This window comes from Microlunatus kandeliicorticis, assembly GCF_014137855.1.
GTDB lineage: Bacteria > Actinomycetota > Actinomycetes > Propionibacteriales > Propionibacteriaceae > Microlunatus > Microlunatus kandeliicorticis.
Genome location: NZ_JACGWT010000002.1, coordinates 669,252 through 690,958, shown reverse-complemented (window position 1 = coordinate 690,958; position 21,707 = coordinate 669,252). Strand labels below are relative to the sequence as shown.

Annotated in this window: 18 protein-coding genes; 6 read left to right on the top strand and 12 right to left on the bottom strand. The window is 73.6% G+C overall.

Annotated elements, in window-relative coordinates; genetic code table 11:
* Window positions 1-28 precede the first annotated feature (28 nt).
* The 4 genes from FHX74_RS08015 to ssd are packed head-to-tail and all read right to left on the bottom strand — an operon-like array spanning window position 29 to window position 4,318.
* On the bottom strand, window positions 29-928 hold the full coding sequence (locus tag FHX74_RS08015; RefSeq protein WP_182559531.1) for a type II secretion system F family protein: 900 nt from the start codon (window positions 926-928) through the stop codon (window positions 29-31).
* Window positions 928-1,797 carry a type II secretion system F family protein gene (locus tag FHX74_RS08010; protein WP_182559530.1) on the bottom strand — a complete coding sequence of 290 codons (870 nt, stop codon included), beginning with the start codon at window positions 1,795-1,797 and terminating at the stop codon, window positions 928-930. The genes FHX74_RS08015 and FHX74_RS08010 overlap by 1 nt, the downstream gene beginning before the upstream one ends.
* On the bottom strand, window positions 1,794-3,041 hold the full coding sequence (locus tag FHX74_RS08005; RefSeq protein ID WP_328823702.1) for a TadA family conjugal transfer-associated ATPase: 1,248 nt from the start codon (window positions 3,039-3,041) through the stop codon (window positions 1,794-1,796). Before FHX74_RS08005 ends, FHX74_RS08010 begins: the two co-directional genes overlap by 4 nt.
* Window positions 3,038-4,318: a septum site-determining protein Ssd gene (gene ssd, locus FHX74_RS08000; RefSeq protein ID WP_182559529.1), complete on the bottom strand. Its 1,281-nt coding sequence runs from the start codon at window positions 4,316-4,318 to the stop codon at window positions 3,038-3,040. Before ssd ends, FHX74_RS08005 begins: the two co-directional genes overlap by 4 nt.
* A 144-nt stretch (window positions 4,319-4,462) precedes the next feature.
* Here ssd and FHX74_RS07995 point away from each other — a divergent pair, with 144 nt between their 5' ends.
* Window positions 4,463-5,227 carry an HAD family hydrolase gene (locus FHX74_RS07995; RefSeq protein ID WP_182559528.1) on the top strand — a complete coding sequence of 255 codons (765 nt, stop codon included), beginning with the start codon at window positions 4,463-4,465 and terminating at the stop codon, window positions 5,225-5,227.
* A 499-nt stretch (window positions 5,228-5,726) separates the two neighbouring features.
* Here the strand turns inward: FHX74_RS07995 and FHX74_RS07990 are convergent, their stop codons facing one another.
* On the bottom strand, window positions 5,727-6,506 hold the full coding sequence (locus tag FHX74_RS07990) for a Fic family protein (protein WP_182559527.1): 780 nt from the start codon (window positions 6,504-6,506) through the stop codon (window positions 5,727-5,729).
* Between the two features lie 67 nt (window positions 6,507-6,573).
* Here FHX74_RS07990 and FHX74_RS07985 point away from each other — a divergent pair, with 67 nt between their 5' ends.
* Window positions 6,574-7,335 carry a class I SAM-dependent methyltransferase gene (locus FHX74_RS07985; RefSeq protein ID WP_182559526.1) on the top strand — a complete coding sequence of 254 codons (762 nt, stop codon included), beginning with the start codon at window positions 6,574-6,576 and terminating at the stop codon, window positions 7,333-7,335.
* 2 nt (window positions 7,336-7,337) lie between these two features.
* Here FHX74_RS07985 and FHX74_RS07980 read toward each other — a convergent pair whose 3' ends face one another.
* Entirely contained in the window at window positions 7,338-10,865 is a 3,528-nt protein-coding gene (locus FHX74_RS07980) for an efflux RND transporter permease subunit (protein ID WP_182559525.1), read from the bottom strand.
* Window positions 10,866-11,029: 164 nt separating this feature from the next.
* Here FHX74_RS07980 and acs point away from each other — a divergent pair, with 164 nt between their 5' ends.
* Window positions 11,030-12,988, top strand: a complete 1,959-nt coding sequence (gene acs / locus FHX74_RS07975) for an acetate--CoA ligase (RefSeq protein ID WP_182559524.1) — start codon at window positions 11,030-11,032, stop codon at window positions 12,986-12,988.
* A gap of 59 nt (window positions 12,989-13,047) precedes the next feature.
* Here the strand turns inward: acs and FHX74_RS07970 are convergent, their stop codons facing one another.
* Window positions 13,048-14,262: a glycoside hydrolase family 76 protein gene (locus FHX74_RS07970; RefSeq protein WP_220483596.1), complete on the bottom strand. Its 1,215-nt coding sequence runs from the start codon at window positions 14,260-14,262 to the stop codon at window positions 13,048-13,050.
* Between the two features lie 181 nt (window positions 14,263-14,443).
* On the opposite strand from FHX74_RS07970, the gene FHX74_RS07965 reads away from it, so the two are divergent.
* The 3 genes from FHX74_RS07965 to FHX74_RS07955 all read left to right on the top strand — a co-directional run bounded on the left by FHX74_RS07965 (window position 14,444) and on the right by FHX74_RS07955 (window position 16,776).
* On the top strand, window positions 14,444-15,568 hold the full coding sequence (locus FHX74_RS07965; protein ID WP_235970349.1) for a LacI family DNA-binding transcriptional regulator: 1,125 nt from the start codon (window positions 14,444-14,446) through the stop codon (window positions 15,566-15,568).
* A gap of 181 nt (window positions 15,569-15,749) precedes the next feature.
* Window positions 15,750-16,244: a phage holin family protein gene (locus FHX74_RS07960; RefSeq protein ID WP_182559523.1), complete on the top strand. Its 495-nt coding sequence runs from the start codon at window positions 15,750-15,752 to the stop codon at window positions 16,242-16,244.
* A gap of 22 nt (window positions 16,245-16,266) precedes the next feature.
* Complete coding sequence (locus FHX74_RS07955) at window positions 16,267-16,776, top strand: AAA family ATPase (RefSeq protein WP_182559522.1); 510 nt, start codon at window positions 16,267-16,269, stop codon at window positions 16,774-16,776.
* A gap of 187 nt (window positions 16,777-16,963) precedes the next feature.
* Here the strand turns inward: FHX74_RS07955 and FHX74_RS07950 are convergent, their stop codons facing one another.
* The 5 genes from FHX74_RS07950 to nth are packed head-to-tail and all read right to left on the bottom strand — an operon-like array spanning window position 16,964 to window position 21,594.
* Window positions 16,964-18,712, bottom strand: a complete 1,749-nt coding sequence (locus FHX74_RS07950) for an alpha-glucosidase (protein WP_182559521.1) — start codon at window positions 18,710-18,712, stop codon at window positions 16,964-16,966.
* 2 nt (window positions 18,713-18,714) lie between these two features.
* Entirely contained in the window at window positions 18,715-19,401 is a 687-nt protein-coding gene (locus FHX74_RS07945; RefSeq protein ID WP_182559520.1) for an HD domain-containing protein, read from the bottom strand.
* Window positions 19,398-20,180 carry an NUDIX hydrolase gene (locus FHX74_RS07940; protein ID WP_182559519.1) on the bottom strand — a complete coding sequence of 261 codons (783 nt, stop codon included), beginning with the start codon at window positions 20,178-20,180 and terminating at the stop codon, window positions 19,398-19,400. Before FHX74_RS07940 ends, FHX74_RS07945 begins: the two co-directional genes overlap by 4 nt.
* Complete coding sequence (locus tag FHX74_RS07935) at window positions 20,177-20,806, bottom strand: TlpA family protein disulfide reductase (RefSeq protein ID WP_182559518.1); 630 nt, start codon at window positions 20,804-20,806, stop codon at window positions 20,177-20,179. Before FHX74_RS07935 ends, FHX74_RS07940 begins: the two co-directional genes overlap by 4 nt.
* Window positions 20,803-21,594 carry an endonuclease III gene (gene nth, locus FHX74_RS07930; RefSeq protein ID WP_182559517.1) on the bottom strand — a complete coding sequence of 264 codons (792 nt, stop codon included), beginning with the start codon at window positions 21,592-21,594 and terminating at the stop codon, window positions 20,803-20,805. Before nth ends, FHX74_RS07935 begins: the two co-directional genes overlap by 4 nt.
* Window positions 21,595-21,707: the final 113 nt, after the last annotated feature.

Genomic DNA, 21,707 nt, shown 5'->3' with positions numbered 1-21,707 from the left:
GACCCGCACAGAGGCCGGGTTACACGGGTCAGCCCAGGGCGTGCAGGAAGGCGCTGACCCCGGTGGGGACGACGCCGATCAGGAGGAAGGCCGGCAGGAAGCAGACCATCAGCGGCGGCACGCTGTGCACCCCGACCGAACGCGCCCGGGCCTCGAGGGCCGCCCGGCGGCTGCCGCGCGCGTCGGAGGCGTGGTGGGCGAGCGTCGCCGACAGCCGCAGCCCGGAGTCGACCGAACGCGCCAGGTCGAGTGAGAGCCGGCCGAGGGCCGGGTGGTCGCGCAGCGCTCGCCAGGCCCGCGCCTCGGGGACTCCGAGCTCGATCTGGCGGAGCACCTGATCCAGGGCTTCGCCGAGCGGACCGCCGACGAGCGGTCCGACCTGGCCGACCGCGACCCGGAGCGGGAGGCCGGCGCCGAGCCCGGCGGCCAGCAGGTCGAGCAGGTGCGGGAGGTCGATCACCGCCCGGAGCCGTCGCTCGCGGGCGGCCCCGGGCTCGAGCTTCCCGGCCAGCACCAGGCAGACGGCGGCCGCCAGCAGGGCGGCGACCAGCCGTCCGGGCGCGGCGAAGGCCTGCGCGACGGTGGACACCGCGAGGACGCCGACCCCGGTGACCGCGGCGATGGCCACCCGAGCGCGGAGCGGACTGGCCTCTGGGCGCGCGGCCAGCAGGCCTGCCACCCTCCGCGAGGCCGACCGGACCGGGCCCACGTCCGTCGGCCCGTCCTGGTCATCGGGTCGGTCGAGCCGGGCGAGCCGGCGCAGACGCCCGGCCGGTGAGGCCATCCCGAGCAGCACCGTCGCCAGCGCCAGCCCGCAGGCGGCGACCAGCAGCGCACCCTGGTCCGGGTCGACGAGACCGATGACCCCGACGGCGCGGACGACGCCGAACAGCCGGGCCGGTCCCGCGTCGAACAGCCCGATGCCCATCACGGATCCCTCGCTCCACGGTCGGCGATCTTCTCCATCCACAGCACCCCGCTGCACGCGCAGAGGGAGCCGGCGGCCAGGCACGCCCAGCCGGCCCGGCTGTGCAGCAGGAAGGCGACCGGGTCACCGCCCAGCACGTAGCCGAGGGCGATGCCCACCAGGGGCAGGACGGCCATGATCTTGCCGGTGGCCCGCGGGGCCGAGGTCTCGGTGGCGATGACCTGACCGAGCGCCCGGTCGGCCTCGAGGCCCGCGGAGACCGCTTCGAGCACGGGCGCGAGGGCGGCGCCGGTCACCGCCGCCAACCGCCAGGCCCGGGCCAGGTCGGCCAGGCCGAGGTGTCCCGGCCGGGCCGACTGGGCCAGCCAGCACTCGACCGGGTCGCCGCCGAGCTCGAGGGTGTCGACCGCGGGACCCAGCACCGGGCAGTCCTCCGCGGCCGAGCGCAGCGCGCTCGCCGGGACCTGCCCGATCCGCACCTGACCGGCGAGGAGGGCACAGGCCTGTGCCACGTCCCGCCGCGCGGCCTCGGCCCGGCGGCGGCGACCACGACGGGCCAGCAGGAGGCCCACCGTCCCGGTGACCGCCGATGCGGCGATCCCCAGCAGCAGGCCGGCGGCGCCGACCAGGACCCCCGCGATCGTCGGGACGATCAGCAGCCCGACCACCGGCAGCACGACACGGTGACCGCGGTGCCGGTGCCGACCGGTCCGCGGCACCCCCGGAGTAGGCACCGGCTCGTCCAGCGCCAGCAGCCGGCGGGCGGTCACCCTCCCCGGGGCGGACACCCCGGCGCCGACCGCAGCCAGCGCGAGCACGGCCGCCACGACCAGCGCGGCTCCGTGACCGAGCTCGAGGGTCGGGGTCACCGGAGCACCTCGTCGAGCCGCGCGGCGCCCGGGCCGAGTCGACTGGTGCCGTCGCGGTCGAAGGCCACGGCGGTCCGGCTCTCGACGAGGCCACTGCCCGGGTCGCGGACCAGCACCGCGATCTCGGCCACCCGCCGTTGGCCGTCCCGCTCGCGCCGGACGTGGACCACAGCGCTGAGTGCCGAGGCCAGCTGGGCGTGGAGCGCGGCGCGGCTCATCCCGCCGAGCGCGGCCAGGGCCTCGAGGCGGGCCGGGACGTCGCCGGCGGAGTTGGCGTGCACCGTCCCGCACCCGCCTTCGTGCCCGGTGTTCATCGCGGCCAGCAGGTCGCAGATCTCGGCTCCGCGCACCTCGCCGACGACCACCCGGTCGGGCCGCATCCGCAGGGACTGGCGGACCAGGTCGGTCAGCGTGACCGCGCCGGCCCCCTCGGCGTTCGGCGGCCGCCCCTCGAGCCGCAGGACGTGCGGGTGCGCCGGGGCGAGCTCGCGGGAGTCCTCGACCACCACGATCCGGTCACAGGCCGGGACGAGCCCGAGCAGGGCCGCCAACAGCGTGGTCTTGCCCGAGCCCGTGCCGCCGCTGACCAGGAACGGCACCCGCCGGGCGATCATCCGGCGCAACAGCCGGGCCCCACCCGAGCCGATCGAGCCGCGAGCCTCGTACTCGTCGAGCGAGAAGGTCCGTCGCGCCGGGACCCGCAGCGAGAGGCAGGTGCCCCGGTCGGCGAGCACGCCGAGCACTGCGTGCACCCGGGTGCCGTCGGACAGCCGGGCGTCGACGAACGGGACGGAGTCGTCCAACCGCCGCCCCACCGAGGCTGCCAGCCGTTGCGCCAGCCGGCGGACCTCGTCGTCCGACCCGAAGCGCACCGCCGAGAGCTCGAGACCGTCGCCGCGGTCGACGAAGACCTGGTCGGGACCGTTCACCACCACGTCGGTGACGCCGTCGGAGCGGAGCAGCGGATCGAGCGGGCCGGCGCCGACGCTCTGCTGGCGCAACGTCTCGACGGTCGCGGCCAGCGAGGCGTCGCTGACCACCATCCCCTCGGTCCGCATGATCGCGGCCACGCTCGACGGGTCGGCGCGCTCGCCGCGGTCGACCAGGACGGCGCGGATCCGGTCCAGGTCGCCGGCGGGGACAGCCCCGCCGGCCGGCGGAGGTGCTGCGGGTGGCTCCGACGGCCGGGCCCGCCGCGGCGGCGTGATCCTCCGCATCGGCGGGGACGTCGCCGCGGTGCTCACGCGACCGCCCTCCGACCGGGTCGCTGCCGCCCGGGGGCCCCGGCCGGTCCGTCGGCAGGCGCACCGGTGTGGGGATCGGCGTCGCTGTCGGCCCGGCTGCGGGCGTGACCGTCGGGCGGGCCGTCGTGGTCGACATCGGCGAGCAACTCGCCCAACACGGTGCTCGCCGTCCGCGCCAACGGACTGCGCCGGGCCCGGCCGGGCGGCTCGCCGGCCGCTTCGGCCCGGTGGACCGCGGGGTCGTCGGGCAGCACGGCCAACAGTGGAGCATCCAGGGCCGCGGCGACCCGCTCGGCGGGCAGCGCCCCGCGGGAGCGCCGCACCAGGACGGCGGGGTCGTGCCCCTCGCTCCGTAGCCGGTCGAGCAGCACCCGGGCGGCGGCGATCGCTCGCACCTCGGCGGCGCAGACCACGACCACCTCGCTGCTCGCCCGCACCACCTCGTCGGCTGCGGGTCCCGGGCTGCGCGGCAGGTCGACGACCACCAGCGCACAGCGTCGGACCACCGAGGCCAGGACCGAGCGGACGGACGCCGGAGACGGTTCCCCGTTCTCTTCGCCGTCGCGAGTCCTCGACACCCGCTCCATCGACAAGACGGAGACCTCGGCGGCGCGCGGCAGGTGCTCGAGCAGGTCGGCCACGTGCCCGCGGGCACCCGCCAGTCGCGGCCAGCGCCACCCGGGCTGGTCCTCGGCACCCATCAGCAGGTCGATGCCGCCGCCCCAGGGATCGAGGTCGACCAGCAGAGCGCGGTGTCCCGCCTCCGCCGCGCCGACGGCGAGGGCCGCCGCCACGGTCGAGGCGCCGACCCCACCGGAGCCGCCGAGCACCGCGACGACCCGACCGTGACCGGCGGCGCGCCCGGCCACGTCGGCCAGGGTGGTGGTCAACCAGGGCGAGGCCTCCGGCAGCAGGACGACCGCGGCGCCGAGGGGCGCCGACCACCGTTCGAGCTCGGCGCGCTGCGTCCCCTCGCCGACCAGGAAGACCTCCGCCCGGCGCGGCAGGCCCCGGTGCGCCAACGTCTCGGCGGCCCCGGCGGTGACCAGCACCAGCGGTGCCGTGCGCCAGGCGCGGACCGCCGAGGCGGCGTCGGCCGCCAGCTCCGGCTCGACCGACGCCGCTGCGGCCACGGCGGACAGCTGCCGGAGCAGCCCAGGATCGGCACCGACGACGAGCGGCCGTACGCCGCGCCCGGCGGAGGCCGTACGGCTCGGACCGGAGCGGGCGTCCAGGGTGTCGGGACGGCGGTGGGTGAGCGTGCTCGCTGTTCGCACACCCGCACCCTGGGACGGTGCCACGGACCGGCAGCGGGAGTCCGGCTCCGCTGTGGACGGCGGTCCGACCGGCCCGGACCTGTGGACGGACCGGGTGCCCGGACAACACCGCCGCCTGCCGGCGCGGGCACGTACAGTGCCCGGGTGCCGGCCGCCTTCTTCGACCTGGACAAGACGATCCTGTCCCGCTCGGTGGTGCTCGCTTTCGCCCGACCGCTCTACGTGGCCCGGCTGATCACCCGGCGCGACGTCGCCCGCAGCGCGCTGGCCCAGGCGGCGTTGGTCCGCGGCCGGGTGGACCACGCGGCGATGGAGCGGATGCGCGCCGCGCTGTCGGCGCTGGTGGCCGGATGGGACGCCGACCACCTGCGGTCGATCGTCGGCGAGCAGCTGGCCGAGGTGGTGACGCCGCTGGTCTTCGACGAAGCGCGGACGCTGATCCGCGCCCACCAGGACGCCGGGGACACCGTGGTGGTGGTCACCTCGACCGGTCTCGACCTCGCCGAGCCGGTCGGGGCGCTGCTCGGGGTGGACGAGGTGCTCGGCACCCGGATGGTGGAGGTCGACGGCCACTACACCGGCGAGATCGCCGACTACATGTACGGACCGCGCAAGGCCGAGGCGATCCGGGCCTGGGCGCTCGAGCACGGTCACGACCTCGCGGCCTGCGCTGCCTACACCGACTCGGTCACCGACCTGCCGATGCTCCGCGAGGTCGGCTCGCCGCACGCGGTCAATCCGGACGCCGCGCTGCGTCGGATCGCCGTCGCGGAAGGCTGGCCGGTTCACGACTTCGGCCCGCGGGGGTCGGTCGCGAGCGTCAGCGCGCGGCGCCTCCTCCCGGCCGTGGCCGCGGTGCTCGCGGCGTGCGTCCTGGTCGGCCTCGCCGCGCGGCGCCGTCGATCCTGAGCGGCCCCCGGTCCGCGCTGGTCGGCAGCCGCGCACGCCGTGGTCCGGACCGCTCTCAACCAGGCGTTGGATGCACACTTTTGCGTTGTCTGCAAGTCTTTCCAAGCCGCTGTCGGAGGAGTAGAAAGAGACCCACAACACACTCCGAATCGCTGGTGTCGAGTGCAGGAACAGCGACCAACGGACGTGCTCTCGGAGCGCAGGGCTGACTGCAGAACGAATGTGGTCGGTCCCGCGGCACCGACCACGTGGTCGTCTGCAGTCGGAGTCAGCGAGCCGAGTGTCACACGCACCAGGGCACCCACGCGGCGATCACCCATCCACAGAGGGTTGTTGACTCCGTGCTTGCGCGGACCAACGCACACGATGCACGCATGGTCACCCAGGGTCGTGTCGGGCCGGCGTCCACTGCGGTGGGCGTCGGCCCAACCCTGTTCCGGGGTGCTTCCGCACGCTGATGATCAACCGGCGATGATCATCGCGCCGGTCACCGTCCGCGTCAGCGACGTCGCGCGACCGGCGACACCTCAGCCCCGTGGACGATCGCGGCGACGCAGTGCAGCACCCAGGCCCGGACGGCGTCCGCCCGTCCGGTGGCGTAGCCCGCGAGCAGCCGGGCGTAGTCGGCGCCGGCGCGGAGGTGGCCGGCCTCGGTGACGATCATGGACGGCGGGTCGACGCCGCCGTCGACCAGCACCATCCGCTCGAGCGCCCGGGCGAGTACCCCGTCCCCCGTCCCGAACGGCCGCAGCGTCGCGACCTCCGCGTGGGCCACCGCGGCCAGGACCGGGACGGGCGCCACCGTCGTGGACGTCAGCAGCGTGGTCAGGCCGTCGAACCGCAAGCGATCGACGCCGGCCCGGAGCCGCCCGAGCGCGTCGTCGTCGAGGGAACCGCGCCCGAGCAGGGCGTGCGCCCGGGCCAGCACCTGGGGCGGTCGGTGGCGGACCGCGCCGGCCAGCTCTGGCAGCTCGGCGTAGAGCCGCAGGACGGCCGCCCGGCGCTGTTCGCGTCGCTCGTCCGCCTGCTCGTCCGCCCGCCCGTCCGCCCGCCCGTCCGCAGCCTCGTCCGCGCCGACCTCCCCTCCCGGCCCCGGCGCGCTCAGCTCCTCGAGATCGGCGCTGGCCACCGCCGACGCCCAGCGGGCGCGGGCCCGGGTCTCGTCGTCGAACCGACGCAACCCACGGTCGCGGAGGACGGCGTCGACGGCGTCGCGGGCAGCCTGGACGGCCGACGGGACGCCCTCCATCCGGGCCAGGTCAGCGAGCGGGTCAGCCACGCCGCAGGACCTCCCGCGGCGCGCCCGCCTTCAGGAGCAGCACGGTCACCAACCATAGGATTCGATCATGAGTCCGCAGCGCCGAACCCCGTATCCCGCTGCCGCCACCGGCTGGATGATCGGTGGTCACCGGCTCGACGTGCTCGACCTCGGGTCGGGCGCCGGCGGCTTCGCCGCCATGCTGGCCGACGACGGCCACCGGGTGCGCTGTCTGGACCGCTCGGCCGCCGAGCTGGCCCGCACCGTCGAACGGCTCGGTCGCGCGCGGGTGGTGGTCGGACAGGCGGAGGCGCTGCCGTTCAGCGCCGCCCGGTTCGACGTCGTCACGGCCGCCCAGACGCTGCACCGGTTCGCGCCGGGGCTCGCGCTGCCCGAGATCGCCCGGGTGCTCCGACCCGGTGGCCACCTCGCCGTGGCCTACAACACCCGCGACGACACCGTGCCGTGGGTGCGCCGGCTGGCCGCCCGGCTGCAGCAGGTAGACCCCACCGCGATGGCCGGGGACTACGGCGTCGCCGCGGTCGACCACCTCGAGGACAGCGTCTACTTCCGCCAGGTCAGCCGGCGCAACTTCCGCAACTGGGTCCCGATCGACCGCGCCGGCCTGCTGGCCATGGTCGAGCGCCGCCCGGCCACCGCCACGCTGTCGCAGGCCCAGCGCGAGGATCTGCTGGCCGACGTCGCCGATCTCTACGCCGGGGTCGCGCGACCGCCCGAGCCGCTGTTGCTGCCGTTCCAGACCTCGTGCTGGCGGGCGGAGGTCGACCACCGCGAGCTCAGGCTCGACCACGGCGCCGACGAGGCGCTGGAGATCCGGCTCGGTTTCTGAGCTCAGGAGCCGGCCGGCGCGGCGTGCCGCGCCTGTGGTCCGTCCGGCCCCTCGTCGGTCGTCGTCGGGGTCGGGGTGCCGCCGCCGGGCTCGCCGTCCCGCTCGGCCCGGCGCAGCGCCCGCCGCTCCTTGCGTCCCTCCACCAACCGGTAGAGCACCGGCACCAGGACCAGGGTGAGGACGGTGGACGAGAGCAGGCCGCCGATCACCACCACCGCGAGCGGTTGGGAGATGAACACCCCTCCCCCGGTCAGCCCCGCCGCCATCGGGATCAGCGCGAAGATCGTGGCCAGCGCGGTCATCAGGATGGGCCGGAGCCGCTGTCGGGACCCGTCGATCAGGGCGTCGTTCACCGATTCCCCGCGTTCCCGGTACTTGTTGACCAGGTCGATCAGCACGATCGCGTTGGTGACCACGATGCCGACCAGCATCAGCACACCGATCAGCGAGGGCACGCTCAGCGCGGTGCCGGTGATCACCAGCGCGATCAGGGCGCCGACCGCGGCGAACGGGATCGAGACCAGCAGGATCAGCGGCTGGATCAGGCTCTTGAACGTCGCCACCATGACCACGTAGACGATGGCGATGGCCACCAGGAGGGCCAGGCCGAGCTGGCGGAACGCGTCCGACTGGTCGGAGCTGACCCCGCCCAGTGAGGTCTCCACCCCGGTCGGCAGCTTGAGCTCGGCCAGCCCGGCGGTCACGTCGGCGTTGACCGCGCGGAGGTTGTCGCCGTCCGGGGTCAGTGAGATCGTCGCGCTGCGCTGGCTGTCCTGGCGCGAGATCTGGGTGGCCACCTTGGTCAGCTTCACCTCCGCGACGTCGGAGAGCTTGACCTCCTTGCCCGTCTGGCTGGTGATCTTGACGTTGCGCAGCGCGGTCAGGCCGTCGGGTGCGCTCTTGGTCTTGAGCACGATGTCGCGGTCCTGCCCGTCGATCTCCACGGTGCCGACCTTGGCGGGCGCGAGGATGCCGGTGAGCGCCTGGTTGATCTGGGTGTCCGTGACCGCCTTCTCGGCCGCCTTCTCCTGGTCGACGGTGATCTGCACCAGCGGCTGGTCGGCGGCGAGCGAGGAGGTGACGTCGGAGACCCCGGGCACCTGCTTCATCCGGGCCAGCACCAGGTCGGCCCCCCGCTGCAGCGAGCCGGCGTCGGGCGCGTTGACGATCACCTCGACCGCCTGGCTGCCGAACCCGGAGTTCTGCGCACTGACCGTGATCTCGCCGACGCCGTCGAGCGCGCTGACCGCCGACCGCAGCCGGCCCTCGATCGCGGCCTGGTCGGCCTGGGCGTCGGTGGTGACCGAGAAGGTCGCGTTGTCGGCGCCCGACCCGGTGAACGCTGCCTGCGCCCCGCCCGACCCGCCGACGGTGGTCTGCACGGTCTGGACGCCCTCGACGCCGCGGATCGCCTTCTCCACCCTGGCCGCCTGCGCCGACTTGGTGTCGAGGCTGAGCGACGGGGCGAACTGCTCGGTGACGCTGAGGGTGTTCTGGCCGCTGTTGCCGAGATAGTCGAACTTGAGCTGCGGGGCCAGCGCGGCCGTCCCGCCCATGATCGCCACCGCGATCAGCAGCACGATCACCGGGTGCCGGACAGCCCGAGTGACGAGCGGGACGTAGACGCGCTGCAGGATGCTGCGCCGTTCCTTCTGCTCGGCCTCCGCGCGGACCTGCTCGGGGTCGACCTGGCCGCGCGGCGACCGCAGGAACCAGTAGGCCAGCACCGGGACGATGGTCAGCGCCACGATCAGCGAGCTGAGCAGGGCCAGGGTGGCGGTGATCGCGAACGGCCGGAACAGCTGCCCGGTCTGGCCACCGACCAGCGCGATCGGGGCGAACACCGCGACCGTGGTCAGCGTGGCGGCGGTGATCGCGGTGGCGACCTCACGCACCGCGGTGAGGATCGCGATGCGCTTGTCCTCGCCGTAGGAGAGGTGGCGTTTGATGTTCTCGATCACCACGATCGAGTCGTCGACCACCCGACCGATGGCGATGGTCAGGGCGCCCAGGGTGAGCACGTTGAGCGAGTAGTCGGCGGCGCGCAGGCCGATCATGGTCACCAGGACCGAGACCGGGATCGAGATCGCGGTGACCAGCGTCGAGCGGACCGACAGCAGGAAGATCAGGATCACCACGATGGCCATGGCCAGGCCGAGCCCGCCCTCGCTGAGCAGGTCGTCGATCGACTGGGTGATGAACGGCGCCTGGTCGAAGACCGTGGTGAAGGCGACGTCGCCGCCGAGCTTCTGCGAGAGCGCGGGCAGCGCCGCGGTGACCGCCTTGCTCACCGCGACGGTGTTGCCGTCGGGGGTCTTCGTGATCGACAGCGACAGGCTGTCCTTGCCGTTGGTCCGCGAGATCGAGGTCGCCGGCGCGGTGGTGTCGCGGACGGTCGCCACGTCGCCGATCGTCGTCGGACGCGCCCGCTTGGTCCGCACCTGCGCGGGCAGCGCGCCGGTCGGGGTCGGCGGGACGGTCTGCACCTGCGCGCCGGCCTGGCCGGCCTGAGCGCCGGCCTGCCCCGCTTGCCCCGTCTGGGTCCCCGTCTGAGTCCCGGTCTGAGTCCCGGTCTGAGTCCCGGTCTGAGTCCCGGTCTGAGTCCCGGTCTGAGTCCCGGTCTGAGTCCCGGTCTGAGTCCCGGTCTGAGTCCCGGTCTGGCTCCCCGCGGCGGTGCCACCCGAGGCGGCTCCACTCGATGCCCCGCCGGCCGAGGCACCCGACCCCGCGCCGGCCGATCCGGCACCGGACTGGGCGCCGGACGAGGCCTGCTGCGACACCGTGGTGGTCGGCGGCACCAGCGACAGCGCGGCGATCTGCTTGGCGCTGGTCAGCCGCTCGCCGACGTTGACCGACAACGACTGCTGGCCGTCGGTGATCGAGCCGGCCGAGCTGACCGCGCCGTTGGCCTGGAGCGCCGCGGTGACGGCGCTGACCGAATAGCCGCGGTCCTCGAGCTTGGTGGTGTCGAGGTCGATCTCGACCCGTCGCTCGGGCGCGCCCGCCACCGTGACCGCGCGGACGCCGTCGAGCTTCTGCAGGTCGGGGACGGCGATGTCGTTGAGCCGCTGCGCCAGGTCGACCCGGTTCCTGCCACCGGTGACGCTCAGCTGGAGCACCGGGAGGTCGTCGACGCTGCCGGTGATCACCTGCGGGTCGACGTCGTCGGGGAGCGCGGACTTGATCCGGCTGACCGCCGCCTGCAGGTCCTGCTGGGCGGTGGTGATGTTCGTACCGTAGGTGAGGTTGACGGTGACCTGGGACTGGCCGGTGCTCGAGGTCGAGCTGGTCGAATCCAGGCCCTGGACCCCCAGCACGGCCTGCTCGATCGGGATGGTCACGGTCTGCTCGACCACCTCGGGCGAGGCGCCCGGATAGCTGGTCGAGATGAACGCCGTCGGGATGTCGATCGACGGGATGAGCTCCTGCTTGAGCTGGGTCGTCGTGATGACCCCGAAGATCATCACGAACACGGTGATCAGGGCGATCAGCGCCCTGTTCCGCATGCTCAGCTGAGCCAGCCTGCCCATACCGCTCCTGCTCCGTCCCGGCCGCCGCTTCTCCGCGCGCCCGACACAGTCTGACGGATGCACCCAAGCTGCCGGACCGGTCGCCGCGTCGTTAGGCTGACCCCGCCGTCGGCTGTGGTCTGGACCTGCCGGCGGAGATCCGTCGACGACGAGGAGGCGCTGCGGTGAGCGAAGAGACGCTGTCCAACCTGAGCCACGAGGAGCGTCGGTTCCCGCCGCCGCCCGAGCTGAGCGCCCAGGCGAACGTCACCACCGACACCTACGCCGAGGCGGCCGCCGACCCCGAGGCGTTCTGGGCGAAGCAGGCCGAGCGGCTCACCTGGGGGACCACGCCGACCCAGACCCTGGACTGGAGCAACCCGCCGTTCGCGAAGTGGTTCGCCGACGGCGAGCTCAACGCCGCGGTCAACTGCTGCGACCGTCACGTCGAGGCCGGCCACGGCGACCGGGTGGCCTTCCACTGGGAGGGCGAGCCGGGCGACACCCGGACCATCACCTACGCCGAGCTGACCGACGAGGTCTGCCGGGCCGCCAACGCCCTCACCGAGCTCGGGGTCCGGGCCGGCGACCGGGTGGCCATCTACATGCCGATGATCCCCGAGGCCGCGGTGGCGATGCTCGCCTGCGCCCGGATCGGCGCCCCGCACACCGTGGTCTTCGGCGGGTTCTCGGCCGACGCGCTGGCCAGCCGGATCGCCGACTGCGACTGCCAGGTGGTGATCACCGCCGACGGCGGCTACCGCAAGGGCAAGCCGTCGGCGCTCAAGCCGGCCGTCGACGAGGCCCTGACCCGCTGCCCCGGCGTCCGCAACGTGCTGGTGGTCCGCCGGACCGAGCAGGAGACGGCGATGACCGAGGGCCGCGACCTGTGGTGGCACGAGTTCGTCGGGCGGCAGAGCAGCGAGCACGAGGCACAGATGTTCAACGCCGAGCACCCGCTCTACATCATGTACACCTCGGGCAGCACCGGGAAGCCGAAGGGCATCCTGCACACCACCGGCGGCTACCTGGTCGGCACCTCCTGGACCCACTGGGCGACCTTCGACCTCAAGCCGGAGACCGACGTCTTCTGGACCGCCGCCGACATCGGCTGGGTGACCGGCCACTCCTACCTGGTCTACGGCCCGCTGACCAACGGCACCACCTCGGTGATGTACGAGGGCACGCCGGAGACGCCGCACCAGGGCCGGTGGTGGGAGATCATCGAGAAGTACAAGATCAGCATCCTGTACTGCGCGCCGACCGCGATCCGCACCTTCATGAAGTGGGGCGCGGAGATCCCGGCGAAGTTCGACCTCTCCTCGCTGCGGATCCTCGGGTCGGTCGGCGAGCCGATCAACCCCGAGGCCTACGTCTGGTACCGCACGCACATCGGCGGCGACCGGACGCCGGTGGTCGACACCTGGTGGCAGACCGAGACCGGGATGCACATGATCACCCCGATGCCGGGCGTCACCGCAGGCAAGCCGGGCGCGGCGATGACCCCGGTGCCCGGGATCAGCGTCGAGGTGGTCAACGACGAGGCGCAGCCGGTCGGCAACGGCGAAGGCGGCTACCTGACGATCACCAAGCCGTGGCCGTCGATGCTGCGGACGCTGTGGGGCGACGACGAGCGGTTCGTCGAGACCTACTGGTCGCGCTTCCCGGGGATGTACTTCGCCGGCGACGGCGCGAAGAAGGACGAGGACGGCGACATCTGGTTCCTCGGCCGGGTCGACGACGTGATGAACGTGTCCGGGCACCGGATGTCGACCACCGAGATCGAGTCGGCCCTGGTCTCGCACCCGAAGGTGGCCGAGGCGGCGGTGGTCGGCGCCACCGACGCGACCACCGGTCAGGCGATCGTCGCTTTCGTGATCCTGCGCAGCGAGGCCGGCGACGGCGGGCCCGACGTGGTGCAGGAGCTGCGCCAGCACGTCGCCAAGGAGATCGGGGCGATCGCCCGGCCGCGTCAGATCATGGTGGTCGAGGAGCTCCCGAAGACTCGCTCGGGCAAGATCATGCGGCGGCTGCTCCGCGACATCGCCGAAAACCGCGAGCTCGGCGACGTCACGACGCTCACCGACTCGACCGTGATGGAGCTGATCAAGGACAACATGGCGGGCGCCAAGAGCGAGGACTGACCCCGGAGTGGGCCCGGGCACCGACCAGGGTGCCCGGGCCTACTGCCGGAGCCGTCCGCTCAGAGCAGCGTGCGGTAGGCCGAGGGCGGCAGGGCGGCCAGCGCGAAGACCTGGGTGGCGCCCGCCTGCTCGATCATCTGCGTGCTACCGTCGTCGGCGAAGTGGAACAGCCCGGTGTCCGGGTCGCGCTTGTCGGTCCACAGCCGCTCGGCGTAGCTCTCGAGCTGGCGGCGCCGCTCGCTGCCGCCGGTCACCGACTGGAGCAGCAGCAGGTTGCGGAACCAGATCGAGTTGAAGAACACCGGCTGGCCGTCGAGCGCGTCCGTGCCGTAGAACGACGTGGCCGCGTCGGCGATCCGGACCGCCTCGTCGAGGTAGTGGCGCCGGCCGGTGATCCGGTGCAGCAGCACGTTCACCCCCACCGGCACGCCCTGGTTGTAGCTCCACTTGGTCTTCTCCGGCTTGCCGTCGAGCCCGAGGTGGTCCCAGTAGAGCCCGTCCTTCGGGTCGACCAGGTGCTGGTTGGTCCAGTCGTACATCCGCATCGACCAGTCGAACCGGCGCCGGTTGCGGTCCAGCTGGTAGAGCGACAGCCCGACCAGCGCACCGGGCATGTTCGAGACCGTGTTGCGGTCCTGGCTCCAGGACGCCTGGGTCCAGAACACCCCGCCCGGGGCGGCGTGCGAGGCGTCGTCGTCCCAACCGGAGACGACCAGGTCGAAGATCTGCTCGGCCTGGGCGACCACCGACCGGTCGCCGAACCGCAGGTAGCGCTGCAGGTCGATCAACCCGACCCACTCGTTGTCGTCGTAGAAGAAGTCACCGCCCCCGCCCCACGGCGCCGTCGGGTAGGAGGCGAAGCCGGGCAGCCCGGTGCTGCCCTTCGCGCTCCAGTAGTGCTGCTGGGCCCGGTCGTGCCGGTCGAGCTCGGCCCGGTAGCGGCGACCGACCGCGGGGATCCCGGTCAGATCGAGCGCGGCGGCGTGCGCCTGGGAGAACGGCCACTCGTAGCTGTAGGCGTTGTCGCCCGCGGCCACCGGGTACTGCTCGCGGTAGAGGTCGGACCCGTCGTGGGTGGCGAACCACCGCTGCAGGGCCTCCCAGGTGGCCTCCGCGCGCCGCACCCAGCGCGATCCCGTGCCGCCGTCCGACGGGGCGGCCGCCGCCGACCCGGCCCCCAGCCCGACCCCGCCGACTCCGCCGACCACCGCCGCCGCACCGCCCATCAGGCCGCAGAAGCCCCGTCGTCCCAGTCGTCGCTGTTCTTCCGTCATCACCGCTCCTCGTCGTGGTCCTCGTCGACCGGCGCCCGTGGAAACGTTTCCCGAACGCCTCGATCACCCTAGGCACCGGCGGCCCGACGACGTCAAGGCCCACCCGGCGGACGGACGTCCGCGGCCGTCAGAGCCCGGTCCCCGATAATCGGACGATCGAACGGTCGGAAGGGAGGTCCGGATGCCGCGTCCGCCGACGCCGGCCCCGCCCGGGCCGCCCGACCTGACCGCCGCGGCCGACGGCTCCCCGGAGGAACCGGACGGGCGCGGACCGCTGGGCCGGCGACCGACCATGCGCGACGTGGCCGACGCGGCGGGCGTGGGGCTGGCCACGGTCTCCCGGGTGGTGAACGGCGGTCCGGTGCGCGAGGACACCGCGACCCAGGTGCGCCAGGCGATCGCCCGGCTCGGCTTCCGACGCGACGAGATCGCCCGCTCGCTGCGTCCCGGACAGAACTCGCTGACCCTCGGGCTGACCCTGGGCGACCTCACCAACCCGTTCTGGTCGCACCTGGCCAAGGGCGCGGTGGAGGAGGCGAGGAGCGCCGGCTACGCCGTGCTGGTCGGTACCGCTGACGAGGACCCGGCCGGCGAGCGGCGGACCATCGAGGACCTGGTGAGCCGACGGGTGGCGGGCCTGATCGTCGCGCCCGGTCCGGGCGACCACCGTTACCTGGCGCCCGAGCGGCACGGTCCGCGGACGCCGGTGGTCTTCGTCGACCGGCCGGCCCGCGGGCTCGAGGCCGACGTGGTCGCGGTCGACAACGAACGGGGCGGTCGGCTGGCCACCGCGCACCTGATCGCCCACGGCCACCGACGGATCGCCATCGTGGTCGCCGCGTCCTACTACACGACCGGGCTGCGGCTGCGCGGTTACCGGCGCGCTCTCCGCGCCGCGGGGCTCCCGGTCGACGAGGCGCTGGAGATCCGGTTGCCGCACGGTTCGGTGGCCGAGGCCGCCGACGCCGCCCGCCGGCTCGCCGCGCTCCCCGACCCGCCCACCGCGATCTTCGCCACCACGAACTTCCTCACCGAGGGAGTGCTGTCCGCGCTCGGGCCGGACTACGGGCGGACGGCCCTGATCGGCTTCGACGACTTCAGCTTCGCCGGCCTGCTCCCGACCCCGGTCTCGGTGGTCGCCGCCGACAGCGAGCAACTCGGCCGCCGGTCGATCCGGCTGCTGCTCGAACGCATCGCCGGCTCGCGCGAGCCGTACCGCCGCGAGATCGAACCGGTGTCGTTGATCGCGCGCGGCAGCGGGGAGGTGCCGCCCGCGGCGCTCCCGGGCCGGACGGCGGACCGCTGAGCGGGGCGTGGTCCGCATCCGTGCGGACCGGCCGCGCCGAAACGCCACCGCACGTCCGGTGATCACCGCGACCCGGGCCGACCCGGGAGCCGGTGGCAACCACTAGCATCGGACGCACCCGGACCGGACCGGCACCGGAGCCCCGTCGCCCCCGTGGGCGGCACGAGAGGAGACCGCACCGATGGCCACTACGCGATCGAGCGATCAGACCCCCGGTGTGGGTGAGCTGGTCAAGGACATCCAGGCCGACATCAAGCAGCTCGTCCAGAACGAGGTCGCCCTCGCCAAGGCCGAGCTCGTGCCGTCGGCCAAGAAGGCCGGGGTCGGCGCCGGGCTGCTCGGCGGGGCCGGCTACTTCGGGCTCTGCGCAGCCGCTCTGCTCTTCATCGCCGGGGCGCTGGCCATCGGCGCCTGGCTGAACCTCCCGGTGGCGCTCGGCTTCGTGATCATGGCCGCCGTGCTGCTGGTGGTGGCCGCGATCCTCGGCGGGATCGGCTTCGTCTCGATCAAGAAGGTCAAGGGTCCGGCCCGGACCATCGCGCAGGCCAAGGCGTCGGTCGAGACGGTGACGACCGCGATCAAGTCCGGCACCGCGGCGGCCAAGGGCCCGCTGCCGGAGGGCTCGGGCCCGCGTGCGCTCGGCGGTCGGACCACGCCGGCTCGTCGCGCCCGCTGATCACGGTCCCGTCGGCGGTCCGATGCCCGGACGACCGACCCTGACCCTGTTCTGCGGCCTGCCCGGCTCGGGCAAGACCACGCTGGCCCGGCGGCTCGAGGCGGACGGGGCGGGGCTGCGGCTCTGCACCGACGACTGGCAGCACGCGATCGGCATCGGCTGGGACGACCCGGACGGGCACGAACGGCTCCAGGTCGTGCTCCGCGAGCACGCCTTCGCGCTGCTCGACAGTGGTGTCGACGTGATCCTCGAGGACGGGCTGTGGCTGGCCGCCGAGCGCACCGCGATGTTCGCCGCCGGGCGCGAGCACGGCGCCCGGCTGGCGTGGCACCTGCTCGACACCGACCCGGACACCCTGTGGCACCGGCTCGAGCAGCGGAACGCCACCGCCGCGAGCGGGGCCTACCCGCTGACCCGCGCCGACCTCGATAGCGCGCGATCGGTCTTCGAGCCACCGACCGACGCCGAGCTCGACGCCGTGGACGAGGCCTGGCGGCACCGCCCGGACGGGTCGGCCGAGCGGCTCCGCTGACGCGCTTCGACAAGCTCAGCGCACGAACTCCCCGGCGCTTCGACAAGCTCAGCACACGAACTCCCCCAGCGCTTCGACAGACTCAGCACACGAACTCCCCCAGCGCCTCGACAGGCTCAGCGCACGTTCTGACTCGGCGCTTCGACAGGCTCAGCGCACGTTCGAACGGGCTTAGCGCAGGTCCGGCTCAGGCGAGCGCGAGGATCCGGGACTCCCAGGCGGCCAGGGTCTGACCGCCGCCGTCGCCGTGGGTGCCGAGCAGCAGCGTCGCGCCGGCGAGGTCGGGAAGACCGTCGGAGGGCAGCTCGACGGGCGCCGACGAGCAGTTGGCCAGCAGCAGCACCGTCCGGGTGCCGCCGTCGGTCGCCAGCGTCCGGGTGAAGGCCCACAGCTGCGCGTGGTCGGGCAGCAGCAACGCGAAGGTGCCGTCGACCAGCACCGGGTTCTCGTGCCGGAGCGCGATCAGCGCCCGGTAGTGGCTGAACACCGAGTGCGGGTCGTCGACCTGCGCGGCGGCGTTGATCTCGGTGTAGTTCGGGTTGACGGTGAGCCACGGCACCCCGCCGGTGAACCCGGCCTGCGAGCTGTCGTCCCACTGCATCGGGGTGCGGGCGTTGTCGCGGCTGCGGGCGGCCAGCGAGGCCATCACCCGCTCGGCCTCGAGCCCGAGGCTGAGCGCGTCGGCGTGGTAGTTGAGCGTCTCGACGTCCTGGTACTGGGCGATCTCGCTGAAGTTGGCGTTCGTCATCCCGAGCTCCTCGCCCTGGTAGACGTACGGCGTCCCCTGGTGCAGGTGCAGCACGCTGGCCAACGTCTTCGCCGAGGCCACCCGGTGCTCGGCGCTGTCGTCACCGAACCGGCTGACCGCCCGAGGCTGGTCGTGGTTGTCCCAGTAGAGGCTGTTCCAGCCCACGCCGGCCAGGCCCTCCTGCCAGTGCGCCAGGTTCTGCTTGAGCACCGGCAGCGGCAGGTCCTGCAGGTCGAACTTGGTGCCGCCGGGCGCCGAGTCGAGATTGACGTGCTCGAAGGTGAAGACCATGTCGAGCTCGCGCCGGCGCGGGTCGGTGACCAGCCGGGCGTCCTCCACCGTGGCGCCGGGCATCTCCCCGACGGTGATCATCGGTCGCCGGCTCAGCACCGCCTCGTGCATCTCGGCCAGGAACTCGTGCATCCGGTGGCCGTTGGCCACCACCCCGAGCGACGGCGCCCGACGACGGCCGGGCGGCACCGGCAGGTCGGTCAGCTCCCCGGGCTTGGAGATCAGGTTGATCACGTCCATCCGGAACCCATCGATCCCGCGGTCGACCCACCAGTTCATCATCCGGTAGACCTCCTGCCGGACCTCCGGGTTCTCCCAGTTGAGGTCGGGCTGCTTCCGGGTGAACAGGTGCAGGTAGTAGGCGCCGGTGGTCTCGTCCCACTCCCAGGCCGACGTGGAGAACGCCGACTCCCAGTTGGTCGGCTCGGCGCCCGGTTCCCCGCCGGTGAACCCCTCCCGCGGCGGCCGCCAGACGTACCAGTCGCGCTTCGGGTTGTCGGTGCTCGACCGCGACTCCACGAACCACGGGTGCTCGTCGGAGGTGTGGTTGACCACCAGGTCCATCACCAGCTTCATCCCGCGGTCGTGCAGCCCGGCGATCAGCGCGTCCAGGTCGGCCAGGGTGCCGAAGGCCGGCTCGATGTCGGTGTAGTCGCTGATGTCGTAGCCGTTGTCGTCCTGCGGCGACCGGTAGACCGGCGACAGCCAGACCACGTCGACGCCGAGCCGGTGCAGGTAGTCGAGCTTGCTGGTGATCCCGGGGATGTCGCCCATCCCGTCGGTGTTGGAGTCGCAGAACGACCGCGGGTACACCTGGTAGACCACCGCCGAACGCCACCAGGGACTGCTGTCCGGTGCGTCGGCAGGACGGTCGGCACGGGTGGCGCTCTCGGTCATGATCACTCCTCGCTCGGGGACGGGTGGTCGGGATCCTGGTCGAGCGGCCAGCCGTCGGTCTGCAGCCCGAAGCGGTCGATCAGCTCTCGGGCCTCGGCCTCGAGGTTGGTTTGGGCGGCCCGCTCGAGCCGCCGCCCCGCGGTGGTGCGGAACACCTGGCGTCCGCCGAACCGCTGCAGCACGGCGAGCCGGCCGGCGGCGAAGGTGGCGTCGTCGAGCTGCGGGTACTCGGCGCGGACCGCCTCGCGGTAGCGGGCGTAGCCGTCGGGGTCACTGCCGAGGACGGCCAGGTCGGCGTCGCAGAGCAGCGTGCCGTCCCGGTCCGACGGACCGGGCTGGTGGGTCTCGGTCAGCCGGACCAGCCGGCCGACCTCGTTGATGTCCTCCTGGTCGAACCCGCGCCGGCCGAGCTCGCGGGTGGCCAGCCGGGCCGAGGCCTCCTCGTTGCTGATCTCCAGCCCCTTGAGCTGGTAGACGGCGTCGTGGAACCAGGCGGCCAACCGCACCGTGTAGAGGTCGTTGTCCCGGACCGCGAACTCGTCGATCCGGGTCAGCACCGCGGCCAGGTGCTCGGCGGTGTGGTAGCTCCGGTGCGGCTCGGCGTACCGGTCGAGCAGGTCCTCGGCCAGGTCGTCGTGACCCGGCAGCACCTGCGCGAAGGCGGCCACCAGCTCGGCCCGCTCGGTCATCGACGCTCCTCCCGCGGCGGCGCCGCGCTCACTGTCCCGGTCCCGCGTGCTGCGGCGGCTCGTCCGTCGGAGAGGTGCCGGTCGGGGATCGGGAGCATCCTGTCCCGGTCCCACGGCCGCGTCCACCCGGCCAGGTCGAGGACCGCGTCGACCATGTGGGCGGTCAGGCCCCAGACCAGCGGCTCCGCGGGGCGGTCGGCCGGACCGATCTCGAACGCCGGTCCGACGTAACCGGACGGGTGCCGCACCCGGCCGCGGCGGGCCGGATCGGTCAGCCAGGCGACCGGGACCCGGTGCACGGCGGCCACCTCGGCGCGGTCGACGACCCGGACCAGTCCGGGGGTGTGCCACCAGGCCAGCACCGGGGTGACGTCGAACCCGCTGACCGCGACGTAGTTGGCCGGCAGCGTCCCGAACACCCGGACCGACGCTGGGTCGAGCCCGACCTCCTCGGTGGCCTCGCGGACCGCGGTGCCGGCCGGGAAGTCGTCGCCCGGGTCGCGGCTGCCGCCAGGGAAGGCGACCTGGCCGGGGTGCGAGCGGAGGGTGGCCGCGCGCTCGATCAGGATCAGCTCGGGGCCGTGGACGTCGCTGCCGATGGCCACCAGCACCGCGGCGGCCCGGCCGGCCCCGGTCGAGCGACGGTCCGGACGGTTCGCCTCGACGGCGGCCCGCTCGGCCCCGGCGCGGTCGGCGACCGCGTCGGCCAGCGGACGCAGCCAGCCGGGCAGCGGCCCGGACGCGGCCTGGTCCGCGCCGTCCTCGGCGAAGCCGTTCACAGCCGGACGCCGAGGTGGTCGCGGATCAGCCCGGTGAGCTGCGCGGTCGAGGCGAGCTCGCCGTTCTGCCGGTAGACGATCTTGCCCTCGGCGTCGACCAGCAGGGTCTGCGGCGGCCCGGCGAACGGGATCGACGCGTTGATCCGGCGGTCCTCGTCGACCAGCTGCGGATAGCGCCAACCGGCCAGCTGGGCGAACTCGATCGCGTAGCCCGGCTGCGGGTCGGCGAAGTCGATGCCGATCATCCGGATCCGGTTCCCGGCCAGCTTCTGCACCTCGGCCAGGTGCGGCGCCTCGCCCCGGCAGGGTCCGCACCACTGCGCCCAGATGTTGATCACCATCGGGGTGCCGCGCAGCCCGGCCAGCCGGACCGGGCGTCCGCCGCCGAGACAGGGCAGGGTGAGGTCGGGCAGCCCGCCCGCCACCACCGGCTGGTCGCCCGAGACCGGGCAGTCGGCGATCCCGGCCGCGGCCTTGGCACTCGGCAGGTCGATCGACGGCTCGCCGGTGGGCGGCGCGGTCGGCGGGCTGTAGGTGTCCGACGGTCCCGAGCAGCCGGCGAGCAGCACCAGGGCGACCGCGGCGACCAGCGCGCGCCACCGCCCGGGCCCGGTGGCCCGGCTCATCCGCGCGGCTCGCGGACCAGCTTCGCCGCCTTGGTCGCGTCGGTCTCGCCCTCGCCGAACGCCGGGCACCAGCGCGCCACCGGGCAGGCCCCGCAAGCCGGGTTGCGCGCATGACAGCGCCGTCGGCCGTGCCAGATGACGTGGTGGGACAGCATCGTCCAGTCCTTGCGCGGGAACAGCGCGCCCACCTCGGCCTCGACGGTGTCCGGGTCGGTGGCCGTGGTCCAGCCGAACCTTCGGACCAGCCGTCCGAAGTGGGTGTCCACGGTGATCCCGGGGACGTCGAACGCGTTCCCGAGCACCACGTTGGCGGTCTTGCGCCCGACCCCGGGCAGGGTGATCAGCTCGTCGAGCGTGCCGGGCACCCGGCCCTCGAACCGTTCGACCAGCTGCGCGCCGAGCTGGAGCAGGGTGTTGGTCTTGGCCCGGAAGAAGCCGGTCGGCGTGATCAGCGTCTCGAGCTCGGCCCGGTCGGCGGCGGCGTAGGCGGCCGCGTCCGGGTAGCGCCGGAACAACTCGGGGGTGACCAGGTTGACCCGCTTGTCGGTGCTCTGCGCGGACAGGATGGTGGCCACCAGCAGCTCGAGCGGCGTGGTGAAGTCGAGCTCGCAGTGCGCGTCGGGATAGGTCGCGGCCAGCGTGCGGTTGATCGTCCGGGCCCGGCGGACCAGAGCGGTCCGCGAGACGTCCGGGGCGGGCGTCGCGGGGTTCGGCTCGACCCCGTCGGCTTGCCCGCTGGACCCCTCGGGCGCGATGATCGCGGCTGCGCGCCGTCGGGCCGGACTCATGGGGCTCAGCATAGGAGCCCGGGCTGGGACCGCCCGGAGTCGTTCGCAGGGCCGGTCCGGTGACGTCGAGGGTGGCGATCGCGACCGGAGGCGCGGGCGGACCACGGCGATCC